Genomic DNA, 19,497 nt, shown 5'->3' with positions numbered 1-19,497 from the left:
CTCACCGGCCGGCCGCGGCCCCGTCCTCGACCGTCACGTCCGCGGCCCGGACGAACGCGACCCGGTGGCCGTACTGGATCTCGTAGTACCGGTCCTCGCCCACCACCACCCGGTGCGCGTCCGGAGCGAAGGTGACCGCGTAGTAGTACTCGCCCGGCACCTCGTCACCGGTCACGTACCGCTGTCCGGCCGGGATCGTGTAGGGCAGCGGTACCACCGACTGGGCGGGGACGCCCGCCGGATAGGCCGCCTTCTCCGGGTAGGCACGGCCGTACACCGGGACGCTCGCCAGGCCCTCGCGCGGGGTCACCACCAGGCCCCTCGCGGGAACCGCCGTGCGCTCTCCGGCCGGGTTGCGGAACCACGCCTTCTGCCCGAGGTACCAGATGGCCGTCCAGTCGCCCCAGCGGCCGGCCACCGCGTACTGCTGGCCGGTGGAGACCCGCGAGGACAGATCGTTCACGCCGTCGGTCGGGGCCGTCCGCAGACCGATGTCCCTGACCAGCGGGGCGTTCTCGTCGTGGTCGGTGTACAGCCGCACTTCGCCGGAGCCGTGCTCGGGGCACGGCAGGCCCTTGGCGGTGCAGCCGGTGTACACGGGCCGGTTCGTGTCGTAGTCCGGCAGGACCGTCAGCACGCCCGAGCGCGGGCCCGCCGTGCGCCGCAGCGGGTGGCCCAGCAGCCGGAAGTAGTGCCGCCAGTCCCAGTACGGGCCCGGGTCCGTGTGCATCCCGGGGATCGTGGAGGCGGTCGGCCCGGGCACGTTGTCGTGGCCCAGGATGTGCTGCCGGTCCAGCGGGATGCCGTACGTCCTGGCCAGGTACCGCACCAGCCGCGCCGAGGAGCGGTACATCTCCTCCGTGTACCAGGCGTCCGGAGCCGCGAGGAACCCTTCGTGCTCGATGCCGATCGACCGTGAGTTGACATCCCAGTTGCCCGCGTGCCAGGCCACGTCCTTCGCCTGCACATGCTGGGCGATCAACCCATCGGTCGAGCGAATCGTGTAGTTCCACGACACATAGGTGGGGTCCTGGATCAGGTTCATGACCCCTTCCCAGGAACCCTCCGTGTCATGGATGACGATGTACTTGATCCGCTGCGAGGCCGGGCGGTCGCCCAGGTCGTGGTTGCCGTAGTCGTTGTCCCCGAACTCCTCGTAGGGCGCCGGGACCGAGGTGCACGAGACCGACCGGGGGCACTCGGTGCCGTCCGCCGGCAGCGTGCGCAGACCCGCCCGCCACAGCCCGCCGGTGTCGGGGGCCAGACCCGGCCGGGCGGCCAGGGACACCAGCTGGCCGTCGTCCGTGACCCGCTCCTCGCCGGTGCGCAGCACGTCGTACACGTCGTCGGCGTACGCGGCGGCGGTCGCCGTGTCGTCGGCGCCGGAGAACCGGGCCACCGCGCCGTACCAGTCGGCCGGGTCGGCGCTCGCCGGACCGCCCAGCTCCTTCTGCGCGGCGGCGAGCAGCGCGGCACCGCCGGCCACGTTCGCCGCCGGATCCGTCCGCAGCCGCGCGACCGGGACACCGGTCAGCTCCGCGGCCTTCGGCAGCGTCCGCAGCCGGGCCGGGACCGCCGAGGGTGCCGGAGCCCCGGCCGTGGGGCGCGACGCGGCACGGGCGGTGTCGCCGCGGGCGTCCTCCGCGCCCCCGGCGAAGTGCTCGGCGGTGGTGTGCTCCGCGGTGGCCAGTGCGGTGCGCGCGTCGGTGAGGTGCATCGGGCCGTAGCCGCCGGTCACGCTCGGCGCGTCGCCGTGCCGGTCCCAGCGGGACTGGAGGTAGGAGACGGCCAGCAGCACGCTCTGCGGCACGTGGTAGTCGGCCGCCGCGGTGGCGAACGCCCGCTGCAGGCGGTGCGCGGAGGAGTCAGGGGCGGGCTGGGCGGGGGTCGCGCCGAGCAGGGGCAGCAGCAGGGCCGCGGAGGCGAGCGGGACGGCGGTCCGCAGCGGGCGTCTGTGGCCGGCCGGGGCCGGGGGAGCGGTGGCGGGTCCTCGCAAGGCGGCCTCCAGTGAAGGGCGGGACGTGCGGCGCCGGGTGGGTCAGTGGTACCGGTCTGCCGACGATCCGTCAACAACGCCTTCAGAGAGGGGATTTCCCATGTCATGGAGGGTTTGGGTGATTTTCGCGGCGGCGCGGCCCGGGCCTGCGGGGCGTCACCGGCGTACACCACTGGCCGCCCCGGCCCGGACGGAGGCCCGCGGTGCGCCGCCGCTGGGGCGCACCGCGGAGCCGCCCCCCCCGTCAGCGCGTACCGACGGCCGCGCGCACCGCCCTGCGGGCCAGCTGGCAGTCGTCGTGCAACCGCCGCAGCAGCAGCCGCTGTTCCTCGCCGGACGCCATGGCTCCGGGCTGGAGCGCGCCCGGTGCCGCCGGGGCCGCGTCCTGCATCGAACGCTGCACGGCGGTCTCGTACGTACGGATCTCCCGGGTCAGCAGCAGCATCAGGTTCACCAGGAAGGCGTCCCGGGAGGCCGGGCCCGCCGACTGGGCGAGCTGGCTGATGTGCCGCCGCGCCACCGGAGCGGCGTCCCCGAGGACGAGCCACAGCGTGGCCAGGTCGTAGCCCGGCAGATACCAGCCCGCGTGCTCCCAGTCCACCAGCACCGGACCGGCCGGGGACAGCAGGATGTTGGACAGCAGGGCGTCACCGTGGTTGAACTGGAGCATGCCGTGCCGGCCCACCTCGTGGGCGATGCCGTGCAGCAGTTTCTGCAGGTCGCCCAGGTCCCGGTCGGTGAGCAGGCCCAGCTCGTGGTAGCGGGAGATCCGGGCCGCGTAGTCCAGCGGCATGTCGAAGGTGCCCGCCGGGGGCCGCCAGGCGTTCACCCGGCAGATCGCGCCGAGCGCGGCCCGGATGTCCGCGCGCGGCGGTGCCTCCATCGGATGCCGCTGGAACGCCACCGGGCGTCCCGGCAGCCGTTCGATCACCAGCGTGCAGTTGTCCGGATCCGCCGCGATCAGCCTCGGCACCCGCACCGGCGGCCGGTGCCGGACGAACGAGCGGTATGCGGCTATTTCCTGACGGCTCCGCTCCACCCAGGCGGGCGAGTGGTCCAGGAGACACTTGGCGACCGCCGTCCCGCGCCCCGTCGTCCCGACCAGGAGGACCGACCGTGCGCCCTGCCGCAGCACCTGCACCGGCGCGAAATCGGGGCAGATCCGCTGCACCGAGGCGAGCGCGGTCCGCAGCCGCGCCCCCTGCGGGCCGGACAGGTCCAGCCGCCCGCTGAGCGGCTGGACCCCGGGCCGGCCCGGCACCCGCCGCGGCCGGCCCGCCCCCGGTGCGGGGACGCCGGGACGCGCCACCGGGTCCAGGTACGGCCCGCCGCCCGCAGGGCGGGAGCGCAGCGGCCGGACCGGGGCGGACACGGAGGACGATGCTGCGTACATGGGAAAGACAGATCCCTTCGTGTGCCTGCTGTGCCTGCCTGTACGTGCGCCCTCCGAACCGGTGCTCGCGGGTGTGTGCCCCGTGAGCGTGGTTTCGGGAGCGTACGCCCACCCGACCCGGCCCTCCGGGCACACCCTGGGGAATGTGCCCGGCATGTGCGACCGGACGGCCGTCACCGGAAGGTGGCGGACCAGGTCGGGGTGGCGCTTTCCTACCTGACACCCGATGAGCGGTGGCACACCATCTGGCGCACCCTGGCGAACCGTGGCGAATAGTCGCCCGGCAACCCGCACCCGGCTACTGTCAACTCAGCCGAGAACCTGGGGGCTTGACGTGAGCGGACGACCCAACACCCGCCTTGCGGACCTGTTCCGCCTGACCGACTGGTCGAAGGGTGAACTCGCGAGACTGGTCAACCGGCAGGCGGCGGCCATGGGCCACCTCCAGCTGGCGACCGACACCTCCCGGGTGCGGCGGTGGATCGACATGGGAGAGATCCCGCGCGATCCCGTGCCGCGGGTGCTGGCGGCCCTGTTCACCGAGCGTCTCGGCCGTGTCGTGACCATCGAGGACCTCGGTCTGGTACGGCAGGGGCGTGCGGGAAGACGGCAGGGCGACGGGACCGAGGAACACCCCGACGGCCTGCCCTGGCCGCCCGAGCGGACCGCCGCGGTCCTCACCGAATTCACGGGAATGGACCTCATGCTCAACCGACGCGGCTTGGTGGGCGCGGGTGCCGCGCTCGCCACGGGATCCACACTCAGCGGTGCCATGTACGAGTGGCTGCACACCGATCCGGCCCTGCGGGCCGACGCCCCTGTTCTCGACGACCCTCTGCACGCCGATCCGGCCGGCTTCGACCGGTACGAGGCCGCCCCCGTCGGATCCCAGGAGATCGAGGCGCTGGAGCGCTCGGTCGAGGTGTTCCGCGCCTGGGACGCGGCCCGGGGCGGCGGACTCCAGCGCAAGGCGGTGGTGGGCCAGCTCAACGAGGTGGGCGGCATGCTCGCCTACCACCATCCCCCCCACCTCCAGCGGCGCCTGTGGGGCGTCGCCGCCAACCTGGCCGTCCTCGCGGGCTGGATGTCGCACGACGTCGGCCTGGAGCCCACGGCGCAGAAGTACTTCGTCATCGCCGCCCACGCCGCCAGAGAGGGCGGGGACCGCCCGCGCGCCGGGGAGGCGCTGTCCCGGGCGGCCCGGCAGATGGTGCACCTCGGCCGCCCGGACGAGGCCCTGGACCTGATGAAACTCGCCCAGTCCGGCGCCGGGGACCGTCTCCAGCCGCGTACGAAGGCGATGTTCCACACCATCGAGGCCTGGGCGCAGGCGGCGATGGGCAAGGGGCAGGCGATGCGCCGCACGCTCGGCCGGGCGGAGGACCTGTTCGTCGCCGACCGGCGGGACGCGGCCACACCGGGCTGGATGCAGACCTTCAAGGACGAGGATCTGTACGGCATGCAGGCCCTTGCCTACCGCACCCTGGCGGAGTTCGACCCCGGCGCGGCCGAACACGCCCAGCACTACGCGCAGAAGGCGCTCGCCCTGCGGGTGGACGGACGGGAGCGGTCGAAGATCTTCGACCATCTCTCCATGGCGTCCGCCTGCTTCATCGCCGACGATCCCGAACAGGCGGACCGCTACGCGCGACTGGCGCTGATGGCGATGGGTTCGAACTCCTCGCGCCGCACCTGGGACCGGCTGCGGCAGATGTACCGGCTGACCGCGCAGTACGCCGACCTGCCGAAGATCCAGGAGCTGCGCGAGGAGATCATGATCTCCCTGCCCAAGCAGCGGGCCAAGAAGGACGGTGCCGGCGCACAGGTGTAGGGGACCTGTGCGCCGCCCGGCCGGTGGCCGGCGCGCGGTGACGGGCGATCAGGTGGTGACCGTCGTCATGCGGTGACCCTGGCGGCGAGTACGCACGCGTCGTCCTCGCGTCCGGGCCCGCCGAACTCCTTGACGACCGTGCGCACACAGTCCTGTGCGGTGTGCCCGGGGCCGAACCGGGTGGCGAGGCCGAGCAGCCGGTCCACGGCCGTCGTCCCGCCGTGCTCCGGCAGCAGCGCGCCGGTGTGCAGCAGGAGCAGATCGCCCGGCCGCAGGGGGACGGCGGACTCGTCGTAGGCGCTGCCCGGGGAGGCGCCGAGGGGGGTGCCGTCCGGTGCGTCCAGCAGGTGCCCCGTCCCGTCGCGGTACAGCAGCGGGGCGGGGTGTCCGGCGCGCGCCCAGACCAGCGTGCGGGTCGCGGGCAGGTAGCGGCAGCAGACGGCGCTGCCGAGGGCGGGCTGCGCGGTGGTGTCCAGCAGCCGGTTGAGCAGGGTGAGCAGCCGGCCGGGCCGGGTACCGGACATCGCCATGCCGCGTACGGCGCCGAGCAGCATCGCCGTGCCGGAGGCGACGGCCACGCCCTCTCCGGTGAGACCGCCCACGGTGAGCAGGGTCTGGCCGTCGGCCAGTTCCAGCGCGTCGTACCAGTCCGTGCCGATCAGGGTGGCGGTCTCGGCGGGGAGGCGGTGGGCGGCCAGGTCGAGGGCCGCCGGACCCTGGTGCGGGAGCCGTAACGAGCCGTGCCAGGGCGGCATTACGGCCTCCGGTAACCCGGCCGCGATCCGGTGTCCGGTCTGCTCCCGGCGGTGCCGGTGCAGCGAGTCACGGGTCTCGTGCACCGTCCGCTGGCTGCGGCGCAGTTCGCTGACGTCACGGAGCACGGCCCACATGGAGGCCGTGCCGCCGTCGGCGCCGAGCACGGGTTCGCCCATCATGTGCACGGTCCGTACGGTGCCGTCGGGCCGTACGACGCGGAACTCGCCGTCGATCGGCTTGGCGTCGACCAGGCAGGCCGTCACCATCGCGGTGAGCCGCGGCCGGTCCTCCCCCAGGACCAGGCCGGGCAGCTCGTCCAGGGTGAGGGCGGGGCGGGCCGGGTCGAGGCCGAGGATGTGGTACAGCTCCGGGGACCAGATGGCCTGGTCCGTCAACAGGTCCCACTCGGCGCTGCCGACGCGCGGGAGCAGCGAACCGCCCGGCGCGGCCGGCCCGGCGGGCCGGACCGGGCCGTCCCGCAGCTGCGCCAAGTGCGCGTCGAGGTCGTTCAGTTGGTGCAGGGCCAGGTCGTACAGGGCGCGCTGCCAGCGTTCCTCGGGGTCCGGACCGTCACTGCGGGTGTCACGCCGTACGGCGTCGACGTCGCCCTTGAGCTGTCGCGTCTGCCTTATCAGCGCCTCGACCGAGCCACGGCCCGGCGGCTGGGCTGCTGGGCGGTCCGCGGAGACTGGGGACGGCATGACGCACTCCGGAATGGGGGGACGGTACGGCGGGCGGCGGCGGGGGACCATGACGACTCTCGCACAGCCCGAGACTGCCTGTAAGGGATTTGGCAACACCCGATACGGTGGTGCCATCGGCATATGCCAGAGTCCTCTCGGCGGGATCCATGGGGACGAATGGCGTACCCGGCACCTCGTCCAAGTCGTAGGAATCGTACGGGTGTTGGGTCAGGCGAGCCGTCTCGGGGCGGCGCTCGCGCGGACGTTCGACACCGCTGTGCGTCACGGAGCGGTGGAGCGGCCGGTACCCGCCGAACTCTGACCGGAATTGACGGCATGCGAGCGGTCCTCACGCACTCCTTATGAGCATGGACACCACCGTCGCACAGCTCGCCCACGCCCGCCTCGTCGCGCCCGGGGACCTGGAGGTCCCCGTGCCCGCCACGCTGCGCTACACCGCGGACGACCCGCTCGCCGTGTACCTGGACTTCCCCGCCGAGGCCGCCCTGCACGGCGAGGAGGTCACCTGGACCTTCGCGCGCTCCCTGCTCGACGAGGGGCTCAGCGCCCCCGCCGGCCGCGGGGACGTGCGGATCTGGCCCTGCGGCCGCACCCGGACCGTCCTGGAACTCCACTCGCCGCACGGCATGGCCCTGCTGCGCTTCCGGGCCGCCGCGCTGCGCTGCTTCCTGCGGCGCACGTACCAGGTGGTGGCGAGTGGCGAGGAGGACGTGTCGGCGGTGGTGGAGCGGGGGCTGAGCGCGCTGTTCGGAGGCGTGTGAGCCCGCGCGGCGGGACCCCGGCCCGCGCCGGTCGTGGCGTCAGCCGCCGGGCCGGGCGTACAGCGCCGGGCGCGGGGCCGGTTCCACGGCCACCCGGGCGCCGGTCTCCAGGGACCGCACGCCCGCCTCGGCGACCACGGACGCCGCGTACCCGTCCCAGGCGCTCGGACCGGTGACCTCGCCGCGCCGGGTGGCGTCGACCCAGGACTGCACCTCCCGGTCGTAGGCGTCGGCGAAGCGGACGAGGTAGTCCCGCGCCACCTCCTCCCGGGCGCCGTCCCGGGTGGTGACCACCATGGTGTGCGCCTCGCCGATCCGCGCGCTGCCCGCCTCGCACACGGCCTCGCAGCGCACCTGGTAGCCGAAACCGCAGTTGACGAAGACCTCGACGTCCACCAGGGCCCCCGACTCGGTCTCGAACAGCACGAACTGCGGGTCGGACAGACCTTCGGGCGCGCGCGAGGACGGCGTGGGCCGCAGCACGGTGACCGCCGTCAGCTCCTGTCCGAGCAGCCAGCGGGCCGCGTCGATCTCGTGCGACACCGAGCTGTTGATCAGCATGGCGCTGGTGAAGTGGCCGGGGGAGGAGACATTGCGGTGGGTGCAGTGCAGCATCAGGGGGCGGCCCAGACCGCCACCGTCCAGCAGCGCCTTCAGCCTCAGGTATTCGGCGTCGTAGCGGCGCATGAAGCCGATCTGCGCCAGCCGGCGGCCGAGCGCCGCCTCGGCCTCCACGATGCGCAGGGCACCGGTGGAGTCCGGCACCATGGGCTTCTCGCACAGCACCGGCAGCCGGCGGGCGAAGGCGGCGAGCAGGGCCTCCTCGTGCGCGGGACCGGGGGAGGCGATCAGCACCGCCGCGACGCCGGGCGCGTCGAGCGCGGCCAGCGGGTCGGTGTGCACGGTGACCCCGTCCAGACCCGCCACCGCCGCCTCGGCCCGGGCGAGGTCGGGATCGGCGACGGCCGCGACCCTGGCGCCGCTCACCACCCGGTCGAGACGCCGTATGTGGTCCGCTCCCATGTGTCCGGCACCCAGTACCGCCACCCCCAGCAGCTCACCCATGCGCGCGCTCCCTTACGCCGATGATCACGCCCGTAGCGTACGCGGGGAGTGGGGAGCGGGGAGCGGGGAGCGGGGGTCGGGGCGCGGGGAGCGGGGAGCGGGGGTCGGGGCGCGGGCAGGGCTGCGCCCGCCGCGGCCCCGTGGCTCAGTACCGCAGTACCCCGGCCATGCCGTTCGCGTCGCCCAGCGTGCCGTCCGGCACGAACCGCACGTCGGCCCCGGTCTCCAGGCACCGTTCGACGATCTCGTCCACGATGTCGTCACGGGCGTCCAGGTCGCCGGAGGGGGCCGGTTCCAGGTGGTCGCCCGTCTCGCGGACGGTCGTACGGTAGTTCTCCTCCACGGCGAGCAGCCGGACGCGGCCGTCCCGGGCGCTCTGCCACAGCTCGTCCACCCCCGCCGCGTAGGCCCGGCGCCCGCGCGCCGAGGTGAGCTCCCGCACGACGGACGCGGCGTCCTTGCGGGACTCCTCCTCCAGGACCGGCCGGACGGCCTGCCACACCGCCTCGGGACCGGCGTGGGCGAGTCCGCCGTGCGGTACCGGCACGGCACACCGCACGACGCTGCCGGCCTCCTCCATCAGGGACAGGGCCGCCTGCTCGCCGGTGACGTACAGCGGCCGGGGTGCCCTGCGCAGGACCCTGCTCATGGCGGTGTCCGCCTCGCGCAGGAACCGGCGCGTGTCCTCGTCGCGGAAGGTGCTCGGCTGGTCGCCGATCCGCATGAGCCGCTCGGCGTCGAAGTTCTCCCGGGCGCGGATCAGGGGGAAGCCGCCCGTGTGCTCCTCGATCACCCGTCCGGCGCCGCCGCTCCACAGCGTGACGCGGTCGGCGGAGAGCGACAGCACCCAGAACGGCCGCTCGGCTGCGTGGGCCGACACCAGGTTGCGGGTGAGGAAGGTGTCCGACAGCACCACCCGCTCGGGTACGGGCCGGGCCAGGGACCACACCTGGTGCTCACCCGGCGCGGCGAAGATCAGCAAACCGTCCTCGGGGTGGGTCAGGTCGACCTCGGCCAGGGCCTGGTCGAGTTGCGCCTCGACGTCGGCGCGGCGCTCGCGGGTGACGGCGGGGTCGGACTCCAGGCGCCGGCGCGCCTCGGTCAGCGCGTTGCGCAGCCGGACCTGGTCCTGGCCGTTCCCGCGTTGCCGGCGGTGCGTCGGGGTCAGCACGGAGACCGCCGGATAGGGGCGCGGGCGGCGCAGTTCGGCGAGGGTCGCGGGACTCAGTGCGTGCTCCATGACAGCACGATAGGGCGGAATCACCTTTACGGCATTCGGGGTAATCCGGACTCCTGTGGATCCCTGCGGGCCCCTGTGGTGTCACCGCCGCCCGCCCTCCAGGTCCTGCCTGTGGGGTTTCTGATCGCGAAGACGTAACACGTCGTTTACTTGAGGAAGTTTTTGCCTGTGGCCGGATCCTGTCGGCCAGTGTCCGGCAACGTGCGGATCCGTGGATTTTGCTGAGGCAAAACGCGGCCGAAACCGTGGAGCGGGATACCCGTCCCGTGTTTCCGGTGCGTTGACTCGGCCGGACGTCTGACGGACTCTCGATATAGATGCTCGATACAACTGGTTTGCCCGGCCGCCTTGCCGTTCCCGAGGAAGACGCAGGTGAGCGGAGGTCCGCCGGCGGCCGGAGGCAGGAGGTAGCGCATGTGCGGCATCACCGGATGGGTCTCCTTCGACCGTGATCTGACCACCGAGGCCGCCGCCTTGGACGCGATGACCGAGACGATGGCCTGCCGGGGCCCGGACGACCGCGGCACCTGGGCCGAGGGCCCCGCCGCCCTGGGACACCGCCGGCTCGCCATCATCGACCTGCCCGGCGGCCGTCAGCCGATGTCCGTGTCCACGCCCGGGGGCACCGTGGCGATGGTCTACTCCGGCGAGGCGTACAACTTCACCGAACTGCGCCGGGAACTCGCCGACCGCGGGCACCGGTTCACCACCGACTCCGACACCGAGGTGGTGCTGCACGGTTATCTGGAGTGGGGCGACGCGGTCGCCGAACGGCTCAACGGCATGTACGCGTTCGCCGTCTGGGACGGCCGGCACGACAAGCTGGTGATGATCCGCGACCGCATGGGCATCAAGCCCTTCTACTACTACCGGACCCCCGACGGCGTCCTGTTCGGCTCCGAACCCAAGGCGGTCCTCGCCAACCCGCTGGCCCGGCCCCGCGTCACCCTGGACGGCCTGCGCGAGCTGTTCGTCATGATCAAGACGCCGGGACACGCCGTCTGGGACGGCATGGCCGAGGTGGAACCCGGCACCGTCGTCACCGTCGACCGCTCCGGCCTGTCCACCCGCGTGTACTGGCGCCTGGAGACCCGCCCGCACACCGACGACCGTGACACCACCATCGCCACCGTGCGCTCGCTCCTCGATGACATCGTGCGCCGCCAACTGGTCTCCGACGTGCCGCGCTGCACCCTGCTCTCCGGCGGACTCGACTCCTCGGCCATGACCGCGCTCGCCGCCCGGCAGCTCGGCGTGCACGGCGAGAAGGTGCGCAGCTTCGCCGTCGACTTCGCCGGGCAGGCGGACAACTTCGTCGCCGACGAGCTGCGCGGCACGCCCGACACCCCCTTCGTGCACGACGTGGCCCGGCTCGCCGGCACCGAGCACCAGGACATCGTGCTCGGCTCCGACGCCCTCTCCGACCCCGGCGTGCGCGAGCGGGTGATCCGGGCCCGTGACCTGCCCTCCGGCCTCGGCGACATGGACAGCTCGCTGCTGCTCCTCTTCCGCGCCATCCGGGAGAAGTCCACGGTGGCTCTGTCCGGCGAGTCCGCGGACGAGGTATTCGGCGGCTATCTGCAGTTCTTCGACGAGGAGGCGCGCCACGCCGACACCTTCCCGTGGCTGGCCACCATGAACCGCCACTTCGGGGAGGACGCCGATGTGGTGCGAGCCGATATAGCCAAGGCTCTGGACCTTGAAGGCTATGTGGCCGACGGCTACCGCACGGCCGTTGCCGGCATCGACCGGCTGGACGGCGAGAGCGACTTCGAGTACCGCATGCGGCGGATGAGCCATCTGCACCTGACCCGCTTCGTGCGCATGCTGCTCGACCGCAAGGACCGCATGAGCATGGCCGTCGGCCTGGAGGTCCGGGTGCCCTTCTGTGACCACCGGCTGGTCGAGTACGTCTACAACACGCCCTGGGCCCTGAAGTCCTTCGACGGCCGGGAGAAGAGCCTGCTCAGGGAGGCCACGGCGGATCTCCTCCCGAAGTCCGTGTACGACCGGGTGAAGAGTCCCTACCCGTCCACCCAGGACCCCGGCTACGCCCGCGCGCTCCAGGAGCAGGTCAAGGAGCTGCTGGCCCGGCCCTCCCACCCCGTGTTCGACCTGCTCGACCGGGACCGGGTGCGGGCGGCCTCCGAACGCGACACCCCGGTCAGCACCCAGGCGGCCCGGCGCGGTCTGGAACGCACCCTGGACCTCGCCGGGTGGCTGGACCTGTACGCGCCCGAACTGGTGCTCGGCTGAGCCGGGTGCCCGGTCCGGGCGGGCCGGCCGGGCGCTCAGTCCAGTCCGATGATCCGGTCCGCGGCCTGGGCCGTCGGCTGCCACCAGGTGGTCACCGGCTCCCAGACCAGCACCTGCCGTCCGGTGCCGAGCTCTCCGGGTCCGAAGGACCGGCCCCAGTGCGCGGCCGACGCCGCCACCGTGACCGAGTCCGCCCGGCGGGCCTCGGGGTCCGCCGGGTCGCCGATGGTCCGCACGGCGGCGTAGGCGGTGCCGCCGGCCGCGAGCCGGTACGTGCCGGTGCCGCCCTCCGGCACCGGCAGCGCGGCCCCGTCCAGATCGCCGAACGTCACCGTGGGCACGCGGTCCACGACGCAGGCGCGGGCGGTGCGGTTGGTGACGCTGAACCGCACCACCGTCGGATGGCCGGTGGCGGCCTTCGCCCGTACCGTCAGCGCCGGCTCGGCGCAGCGGGCGGGCGGCTCGCCGCCGGCGGCGGCCTGGCTCTGCGACGCGGTCAGGAGCAGGGCCGCCGCGGCGGCCGAGACGGCGGCGGGTACGGCGATGGCGGCGCGGATGCGCATGGGGTGTCCCCCTGTCGTGGTCGGGAGCGGGGCTGTCCGCCCGGCTCGCGGAACTGGACGACGGCCCGGGCCGGACACGTCGTGGTGAACGGCGGCCGAAGCCCCTGCCCTGTGTGACGGCCGGCGCGGCCGGGAGGTTGCCCCGGCCGGCGGCCGTCACCCGGTCGTGTCACGTTCGGCATCGGACGGCGGGTGCGCGGCCGTCAGCCGGCGCCCTCCGGGCCGACGGCCGCGGGGGCGTCCGCCGGGCAGGAGCCACCGCTGGCGGGCAGGGTGCCGTAGAGCAGGAAGTCGTTGACCTTGTGGTGCACGCACATGGAGGAGGAGTACCCGGTGTGGCCCTCACCCTTGTTGTCCAGCACCACAGCCGAGGGGCCCAGCCGGCGGGCGGTCTCCACGGTCCACCGGTACGGGGTCGCCGGATCCCCCCGCGTTCCCACGAGCAGCATCTTCGCCGTGGGCACGTTCTTGACCCGCTCGCGGATGAAGTCGGTGCCCCGGGGCCGGCCGTAGCACAGCAGCAGCTGGGTGAGCCGGTAACGGCCGAAGATCGGTGAGGCGTGGTCGTACGCGGCCCGCAGCGTGCTCATCTCCCGGGTGAGCCGCGCCGCGTCGGGCCGGTCGGGGTCGTCCGCGCAGTTGATCGCCATCAGCGCGGCCGGGAGGTTGTCCGCGGGGACGTCGGCGGCGTCCACCAGCCCGCCGTCCGTGTGCCGGGGGGCGGCGGGCGGGCCGGTGCGGTCCGTGAGCCGGCGGCCGTGGGGCAGCCCGGTGCCGCCCGAGGCGAAGGCCAGGACCCGGCGGGTGTCGCCGTCCTCCACGAGGGAGGCCAGCGCGCGCTCCAGCGGCGGCCACAGCTGCCTGCTGTACAGGCCCTGCGCGAGGGCGCCCACCAGGTCCTGGCCGGTGAAGGAGCCGCCGAAGTCCGTCCGCACCGGGTCCCGGTCGAGCGAGCGCACCAGCCGGACCACCTCGTCCCCGGCCCGGCGCCGGTCCTGCCCGAACGGACAGCCGACATCCGTCGTACACCAGTCCAGGAAGTCGTCCAACGCCTGCTGCTGCCCCTCCGCGCCCGCCAGCCCCTGGTCGGCCGGCGACTCGGTCAGCGTGTCCACCCCGTCCAGGGCGAACCGGCCCACCTTGTCCGGGAACTGCGCCGCGTACACCGCGCCGAGCCGGGTGCCGTAGGAGAAGCCCAGGTAGTCGAGCTTCCCGTCGCCGAGCGCCTGGCGGATGACGTCCAGGTCGCGGGAGGCGTTCACGGTGCCGATGTGGGGCAGCACCGGGCCGGAGTTGCGGGCGCACTCCTCGGCCACCTGCCGCAACTGCCGGAAGAGGTCCTGTGACCCGTCGTTCCCCGCGCCGTGCCTGGGCACCGCGGGGACCGCGGTGCCGTCCTCGCCGCAGCTGACGGGGGAGGAGCGCCCGACGCCGCGCGGGTCGAAGGTGACCACGTCGTAGCCATTGGTCAGATCCATGAACTGTCTGCCTTCGGCTGCCAGTTCGGGGATTCCGGCGCCGCCCGGGCCCCCGAAGTTCAGCACCACCGATCCGTGTGACGGGCCCGTCGCGCGGTAGCGGGCCAGCGCCAGGTCGAGGGTGCCGGCGCCCGGCCGCGCGTAGTCGAGCGGGACGGTGACCTTCGCACACTCGAGGTCCTCCGGCATGTCCGCTCCCGGGCAGGCGGCCCACGCCGGCCGCTGGTGGTAGAAGCGGGTCAGGTCGGGCTGCGGCCGGTCGGCGGCGGTGGCGGGCAGCCCGGCACCGAGCAGCGCCACGGCGAGCGCCGAGGCACCCGCGCAGCGCCGCACGAGGAGCCGGGTGGACAGCGTGGCCAGCATGGATCGCCTCCGGAGACGCGCCCGCCACGGACCGGGGACGACGCCCTCGGATCACCATAAGCGGCCTCTTTCGGGCCCGCCTCCCGGCGAGCGGGACGGCACCCGCCGTCGTATCCTGCGCCCCTCCCTGCCCGTTGGTGATCATTCGACTGCTGTGCACGGAGTTCGAGGTCGGTGCCGCTCGTTGGGTTGAATGACCGATAAGCCATAACCCGGATGGGTCACGGGCGTTTTAGGTGGTGCGGGTGAGTGCCCGCGCGATCTCTGGAAGGCAGGGAACCTATGAGACGGGCTACCCGTAGCGGTGTGATCGCCGTCGCCGCCGCGTCCGGTGCGATGGCCGTGGCGCTCCCGGTGTCCACCGCCTTCGCGGCCGACGGGGCCGGCGCCCGGGGCGCGGCGGCCGGCTCACCCGGGCTGGTCTCCGGCAACGGCATCCAGCTCCCGGTGCACGTGCCGGTCAACGCCTGCGGCAACACGGTCGACATCGTGGGACTGCTCAACCCGGCCGCCGGCAACACCTGCGCGAACACCGGCGGAGCGCGGGCCGACGGTGCGGGGCGGGGCACGGCGGCCTCCCCCTCCGGCGGGGCGTCCGCCCACGGCGGCACCGCGGACTCGCCGGGCGCGGTCTCGGGCAACGGCGTCCAGCTCCCCGTCGACCTGCCGGTGAACATCACCGGGAACAGCGTCGACGTGGTCGGCGTGGGCAACCCGGTGTTCGGGAACCAGGCGGTCAACGGCCCCGGCGACACCCCGCGCCCGGCCCCGCACACCCCCGCCCGCCACACCCCGGCACCGAAGCCCCGGGCCCCGAAGCCGCAGCCCCCCACCCGGCCCCACCCCACCCGGCACGACCCGAGCCCGACCGTGTCCGCCCTGGCCCACACCGGAGCGGACGCCACCGCCCCCGCCGCGGCCGGCAGCACCGCGCTCATCGTCGCGGGCGCCCTCCTCTACCGCCGCTTCCGCCCGGCCCACCACCACTGACCCACCGCCCCGGACCGGGACCGGGGGCAGCGTCCACGTAGACCAATTGGCGCCGGAACCCGGCTCGGCGGCCGCACGCCCTTGCCGTGCGGCCGCCGGCCGTCCCGCACCTCTTTCGCGGACCCTACGGTTCGATGTTCCGTGTGAAGGTCTTCGAGTCGTCGGCGGGCCGTATGATCTTGAACGCGTCCGTGTACGAATCGTCCTTGCACTTCACCGTGGCCACGGCGTCCCGACCCTTCTTGGCGATGTTCTTGAAGGTCACCGAGTACCTGTTGTTGCTGGCCACGGCCCCGCTGTCGTCGGTCTGGGATTCCTTGCTCGTGGTGATCGTCACGCTGACGGGAGAGGCCTCGTTCTCACAGTCGGTGACCCTGCCGGTGACCGTGACCGTCTTGCTGTTCGGGTCGGCGGCCGCCGGCCCCGCTGCTGCGAGCGAGGCCACGCCGGTCAGGGGCAGCACTGCTGCGGTGACGAGAATTGCGAGGCGATTGCGCATGACTCCTCCTGATTTTTCTGCGTACACGCGAATGACTGCGAGAGGAACGGAGTACGCAGAGGGTTGCGTGCGGCAGTCAACGGGCGCCGTCAAAGGCGCGGCATGCCCTGGTTTCTTCCCGCCCGGCGCGACGAAGCGCCTTGCCGACGAAGCGGGTCGCCCTACCAAGGTCCTTGTTTCCGCTGCGCCGGACAAGAGGTGCAATTGCCCACGCGTCAGGGGGCAGAACTGCCCAGCGGGCCCCTCGCCGTGAGCGCGGCTCGCCGTGCGCCGCCGCGGTCGGGCGGGTCTCACGGTGCCCCTCGGCCGATCTCCCCGTGGCGCGGCTCGCGTTGATCCGGAAGGATGCTGCGGGCGGCACGGCCGAGGGCCGTGCCGTACGACAGCCCGGCACCGAACCCGCCCTCGACCCCGACGGAAACGGAGCGCACCGATGACCTCTGCGGCCCCCCAGGACCTCGTCGTCACCCAGGCCACCCTCGCCGACTGGCCGGTGATCAGCGGGTGGGCGGCGGCGGAGGGCTGGAATCCCGGGCTGTCCGACGGTCCCGCCTTCTTCGCCCAGGACCCCGACGGCTTCTTCCTCGGCCGGATCGACGGGGAGCCGGTCTCCGCCATCTCCTTGGTCAACCACGGCCCCGACTTCGCCTTCCTCGGCTGCTACCTGGTCCGCCCCGGTCTGCGCGGCCGGGGACACGGCCTCACCACCTGGAAGACCGCGCTGGCACACGCCGGGAACCGGACCGTCGGCCTGGACGGAGTCGTCGCCCAGCAGGACAACTACCGCCAGTCCGGCTTCCGGTTCGCCCACCGCACCATCCGGTTCACCGGCCCCGCCCGCGAGGCCGAGCCGCCCGCCGGCACCCGTCCGGCCGGCCCCGCCGACCTCGCCGCGATCACGGCCTACGACAGCGCCTGCCACCCCGCCGACCGCCCCCGGTTCCTCGCCGAGTGGCTCACCGCGCCCGGCCACCAGGCCGTCGTGCGCGCGAACGGCGGGCGCCTGACCGGCTACGGTGTGCTCCGCCCCGGCCATGACACCCTGCGCATCGGCCCCCTCTTCGCGGACACCGCCGCCGACGCCCGGGCCCTGTTCGCCGCCCTCACCGCCGGGGTGACCGGCCGGGAGATCGCGATCGACGTGCCCGAGCCGAACCAGGCCGGCGTGGCCCTCGCCGAACAAGCGGGCCTGCGGCCCTCGTTCGAGACCGCCCGGATGTACACCGGCCCGGTGCGCGCCTACGCCCAGGAGCGGGTGTTCGGCGTCACCACGCTCGAACTGGGCTGACCCTCAGCCGAGCCGGGACCGCCCGGAGTGGAAGCGGCGGTGCAACTCCCGTACCTGGTCCACCAGTTCGGGCACCGGCCCCTCCACGGTCACCCCGGGTGCGACGTCCCGCACCGGCAGGGTCCGCACGGGCGGTGCGGGTACACCCAACTCACCCAGCAGCCCGGACAGTTGTACGGAGGAGAGGACGTACACGATCCGGCCGAGCCCGACCCAGGCGTGCGCCGCCGCGCACATCGGGCAGTGCTCGCCGGAGGTGTAGACGGTCGCCGCCGCCCGCTCCCCGGGCGTCAGGTGCGCGGCCGACCAGCGGGCCAGCTCGAACTCGGGATGCCGGGTGCGGTCCCCGCCCGCCACCCGGTTGCGGTCCTCCGCCAGCACGGTCCCGTCCCCGGCCACGAGGACCGACCCGAAGGGCTCGTCGCCGGCGTCCAGCGCCTCCTCGGCCAGTTCGACACAGCGGCGCAGATACCGCAGCTCACCGTCGCGCACCATCAGCTCACCTCCGTACGTCATGATCTCCGGCCGGGCACGTTACGGCCATCGCACCCGGCCCCGCCAGGGGCTTTGCCTCCGAGGCAATTCCGTGCCACCCCCGCCGGGAGGCGTACCGGCACCGCGTACCGGCACCGCGTACCGGCACCCCGCCGCGACCGCGGCGACCGCAAGCGGCACTGCCGGGAGCGCGCCCCACGGCGGCGTCCCCGCGCCCGGCGCGCTCCGGTCGCCGCCGAACCCCCTGTTCACCCGCCCTCTCCGCCATGTACATTTCAGCCACCCGACGCGTGGACGACACCCCAAGCCGGTTCTACGCGCGCAGACTTGGCGCCGCACCGCCTCTCCCCACCCTTCACGGAGGTTCGACGGATGCTCGGATCGAGACGATCCCGCCGCAGTGGCACCACCGCCCTGGCCGGTGCGGCGCTGCTGCTCACCTCGGTCGCCGTACAGCTCGGCACCGGCACCCCCGCCCACGCGGCGGCCACCCACCGCATCCTGTTCGACAACGCCCACGCCGAGACGGCCGGCAACGCCGACTGGATCATCTCCACCAGCCAGCCCGACCCGCTCGGCCAGGACTCCTCCCCGTCCGCCGAGACCGACTGGACCGGAGCCCTGTCCTCCTGGGGCGTCGCGCTGCAGAAGACCGGCGGCTACAGCCTGAAGACCCTGCCGTCGGGTTCCAGCCTCGGCTACGGCGGCACCTCCGCCACCGACCTGTCGAACTTCGACACGCTGGTCCTGCCCGAACCCAACACGCCTTTCACCAACGCCGAAAAGTCGGCGATCTTGAACTTCGTCAAGAACGGCGGCGGACTGTTCATGATCTCCGACCACACCGGAGCCGACCGCAACAACGACGGCTACGACGCGGTGGAGATCTTCAACGACCTGATGACGAACAACGGCGTCGACTCCACCGACCCGTTCGGCTTCTCCGTCGACTCGCTGAGCATCGGCTCCGACCACCCCGCCGCGATCGGCGACAGCACCGACCCGGTGCTGCACGGCTCCTTCGGCACCGTCACCAAGAGCCTGATCGCCAGCGGCACGACCGCCACCCTCAAGCCCGCCGACAACCCCGCCGTCAAGGGCCTGCTCTACCGCACCGGGTACTCCGGGAACACCGGCGCCTTCTTCGCCACCAGCACGTTCGGCAGCGGCCGGGTGGCCTTCTGGGGCGACAGCTCCCCGGCCGACGACGGCACGGGCCAGTCCGGCAACACCCTCTACGACGGCTGGAACGACTCCACCGCCACCAACGCGGTCCTCGCGCTCAACGCCACCGAGTGGCTGTCCGGCGCGAGCGGCACCGGCACCGGCGGCGGCTCGACGAGTTGCACCGCCGCCCAGCTCCTCGGCAACAACGGCTTCGAGTCCGGCAGCACCGTCTGGACCGGCACCAGCGGGGTGATCACCGACTCCACGGCCCGCGCCGCCCGTTCCGGCTCCCACTACGCCTGGCTCGACGGCAACGGCACCGCCGGCACCGACACCCTCGCCCAGTCGGTGACCCTCCCGTCCGGCTGCGCGGCCAGGCTGAGCTTCCACCTCCACGTGGACACCGCCGAGACCACCACCGGCACGGCCTACGACACCCTCAAGGTCCAGGTCCTGAACGCGTCCGGCACGGTGCTGCGCACCCTGGCCACGTACTCCAACCTCGACGCCGCCACCGGCTACACCCAGCGCGCCTTCGACCTCGGCGGCTACGCGGGACAGACCGTCACCCTGAAGTTCACCGGCACCGAGGGCTCCAAGTACCAGACGTCGTTCGTCCTGGACGACACCGCGCTCGACGTGAGCTGAGCCG

The 19,497-nt window shown here is 73.3% G+C and carries 15 protein-coding genes; 6 read left to right on the top strand and 9 right to left on the bottom strand.

The window, feature by feature from the left end; translation table 11 throughout:
• Nucleotide 1: 1 nt before the first annotated feature.
• On the bottom strand, nucleotides 2–1,996 hold the full coding sequence (locus AB0E62_RS33385) for a peptidoglycan recognition family protein (protein ID WP_362202451.1): 1,995 nt from the start codon (nucleotides 1,994–1,996) through the stop codon (nucleotides 2–4).
• A gap of 244 nt (nucleotides 1,997–2,240) precedes the next feature.
• Complete coding sequence (locus AB0E62_RS33380; protein WP_362202448.1) at nucleotides 2,241–3,389, bottom strand: aminoglycoside phosphotransferase family protein; 1,149 nt, start codon at nucleotides 3,387–3,389, stop codon at nucleotides 2,241–2,243.
• A 334-nt stretch (nucleotides 3,390–3,723) separates the two neighbouring features.
• Here AB0E62_RS33380 and AB0E62_RS33375 point away from each other — a divergent pair, with 334 nt between their 5' ends.
• A complete protein-coding gene (locus AB0E62_RS33375; protein WP_362202445.1) occupies nucleotides 3,724–5,220 on the top strand; it encodes a hypothetical protein in 1,497 nt (498 codons plus the stop codon).
• Nucleotides 5,221–5,285: 65 nt separating this feature from the next.
• On the opposite strand, the gene AB0E62_RS33370 is transcribed toward AB0E62_RS33375, so the two are convergent.
• Nucleotides 5,286–6,677: a SpoIIE family protein phosphatase gene (locus AB0E62_RS33370; RefSeq protein WP_362202442.1), complete on the bottom strand. Its 1,392-nt coding sequence runs from the start codon at nucleotides 6,675–6,677 to the stop codon at nucleotides 5,286–5,288.
• 350 nt (nucleotides 6,678–7,027) lie between these two features.
• Between AB0E62_RS33370 and AB0E62_RS33365 the strand changes: the two genes are divergently transcribed.
• Nucleotides 7,028–7,441: an SsgA family sporulation/cell division regulator gene (locus AB0E62_RS33365; protein WP_362202537.1), complete on the top strand. Its 414-nt coding sequence runs from the start codon at nucleotides 7,028–7,030 to the stop codon at nucleotides 7,439–7,441.
• Nucleotides 7,442–7,480: 39 nt separating this feature from the next.
• On the opposite strand, the gene AB0E62_RS33360 is transcribed toward AB0E62_RS33365, so the two are convergent.
• Both AB0E62_RS33360 and AB0E62_RS33355 read right to left on the bottom strand, forming a co-directional pair.
• Nucleotides 7,481–8,506, bottom strand: a complete 1,026-nt coding sequence (locus AB0E62_RS33360) for a Gfo/Idh/MocA family oxidoreductase (protein ID WP_362202439.1) — start codon at nucleotides 8,504–8,506, stop codon at nucleotides 7,481–7,483.
• Between the two features lie 145 nt (nucleotides 8,507–8,651).
• Nucleotides 8,652–9,746, bottom strand: a complete 1,095-nt coding sequence (locus tag AB0E62_RS33355; protein WP_362202436.1) for a chemotaxis protein — start codon at nucleotides 9,744–9,746, stop codon at nucleotides 8,652–8,654.
• A 414-nt stretch (nucleotides 9,747–10,160) separates the two neighbouring features.
• On the opposite strand from AB0E62_RS33355, the gene asnB reads away from it, so the two are divergent.
• Nucleotides 10,161–12,002, top strand: coding sequence for an asparagine synthase (glutamine-hydrolyzing) (gene asnB / locus AB0E62_RS33350; RefSeq protein WP_362202433.1), 1,842 nt, complete (start codon nucleotides 10,161–10,163; stop codon nucleotides 12,000–12,002).
• Nucleotides 12,003–12,037: 35 nt separating this feature from the next.
• Here asnB and AB0E62_RS33345 read toward each other — a convergent pair whose 3' ends face one another.
• Nucleotides 12,038–12,565 carry a DUF4232 domain-containing protein gene (locus tag AB0E62_RS33345; protein WP_362202430.1) on the bottom strand — a complete coding sequence of 176 codons (528 nt, stop codon included), beginning with the start codon at nucleotides 12,563–12,565 and terminating at the stop codon, nucleotides 12,038–12,040.
• Between the two features lie 203 nt (nucleotides 12,566–12,768).
• The gene (locus AB0E62_RS33340) at nucleotides 12,769–14,406 is read right to left on the bottom strand and encodes an alpha/beta hydrolase (protein ID WP_362202427.1); all 1,638 of its coding nucleotides are present in this window, start codon (nucleotides 14,404–14,406) and stop codon (nucleotides 12,769–12,771) included.
• A gap of 282 nt (nucleotides 14,407–14,688) precedes the next feature.
• Here AB0E62_RS33340 and AB0E62_RS33335 point away from each other — a divergent pair, with 282 nt between their 5' ends.
• Nucleotides 14,689–15,396 carry a chaplin gene (locus tag AB0E62_RS33335; RefSeq protein ID WP_362202424.1) on the top strand — a complete coding sequence of 236 codons (708 nt, stop codon included), beginning with the start codon at nucleotides 14,689–14,691 and terminating at the stop codon, nucleotides 15,394–15,396.
• A 124-nt stretch (nucleotides 15,397–15,520) separates the two neighbouring features.
• Here AB0E62_RS33335 and AB0E62_RS33330 read toward each other — a convergent pair whose 3' ends face one another.
• Entirely contained in the window at nucleotides 15,521–15,895 is a 375-nt protein-coding gene (locus AB0E62_RS33330; RefSeq protein ID WP_362202421.1) for a hypothetical protein, read from the bottom strand.
• Between the two features lie 433 nt (nucleotides 15,896–16,328).
• Between AB0E62_RS33330 and AB0E62_RS33325 the strand changes: the two genes are divergently transcribed.
• Nucleotides 16,329–17,183 (top strand): GNAT family N-acetyltransferase, encoded by an 855-nt coding sequence (locus tag AB0E62_RS33325; protein ID WP_362202418.1) that lies wholly within the window; start codon nucleotides 16,329–16,331, stop codon nucleotides 17,181–17,183.
• A 3-nt stretch (nucleotides 17,184–17,186) separates the two neighbouring features.
• On the opposite strand, the gene AB0E62_RS33320 is transcribed toward AB0E62_RS33325, so the two are convergent.
• Nucleotides 17,187–17,681 carry a nucleoside deaminase gene (locus tag AB0E62_RS33320; protein ID WP_362202534.1) on the bottom strand — a complete coding sequence of 165 codons (495 nt, stop codon included), beginning with the start codon at nucleotides 17,679–17,681 and terminating at the stop codon, nucleotides 17,187–17,189.
• Nucleotides 17,682–18,050: 369 nt separating this feature from the next.
• On the opposite strand from AB0E62_RS33320, the gene AB0E62_RS33315 reads away from it, so the two are divergent.
• Nucleotides 18,051–19,493: a hydrolase gene (locus AB0E62_RS33315; protein WP_362202415.1), complete on the top strand. Its 1,443-nt coding sequence runs from the start codon at nucleotides 18,051–18,053 to the stop codon at nucleotides 19,491–19,493.
• The last annotated feature ends 4 nt before the right edge of the window (nucleotides 19,494–19,497 follow it).

This window comes from Streptomyces sp. NPDC038707 (genome assembly GCF_040636485.1).
Classification (GTDB): domain Bacteria; phylum Actinomycetota; class Actinomycetes; order Streptomycetales; family Streptomycetaceae; genus Streptomyces.
This window is presented reverse-complemented; position numbering and strand designations above follow the sequence as displayed.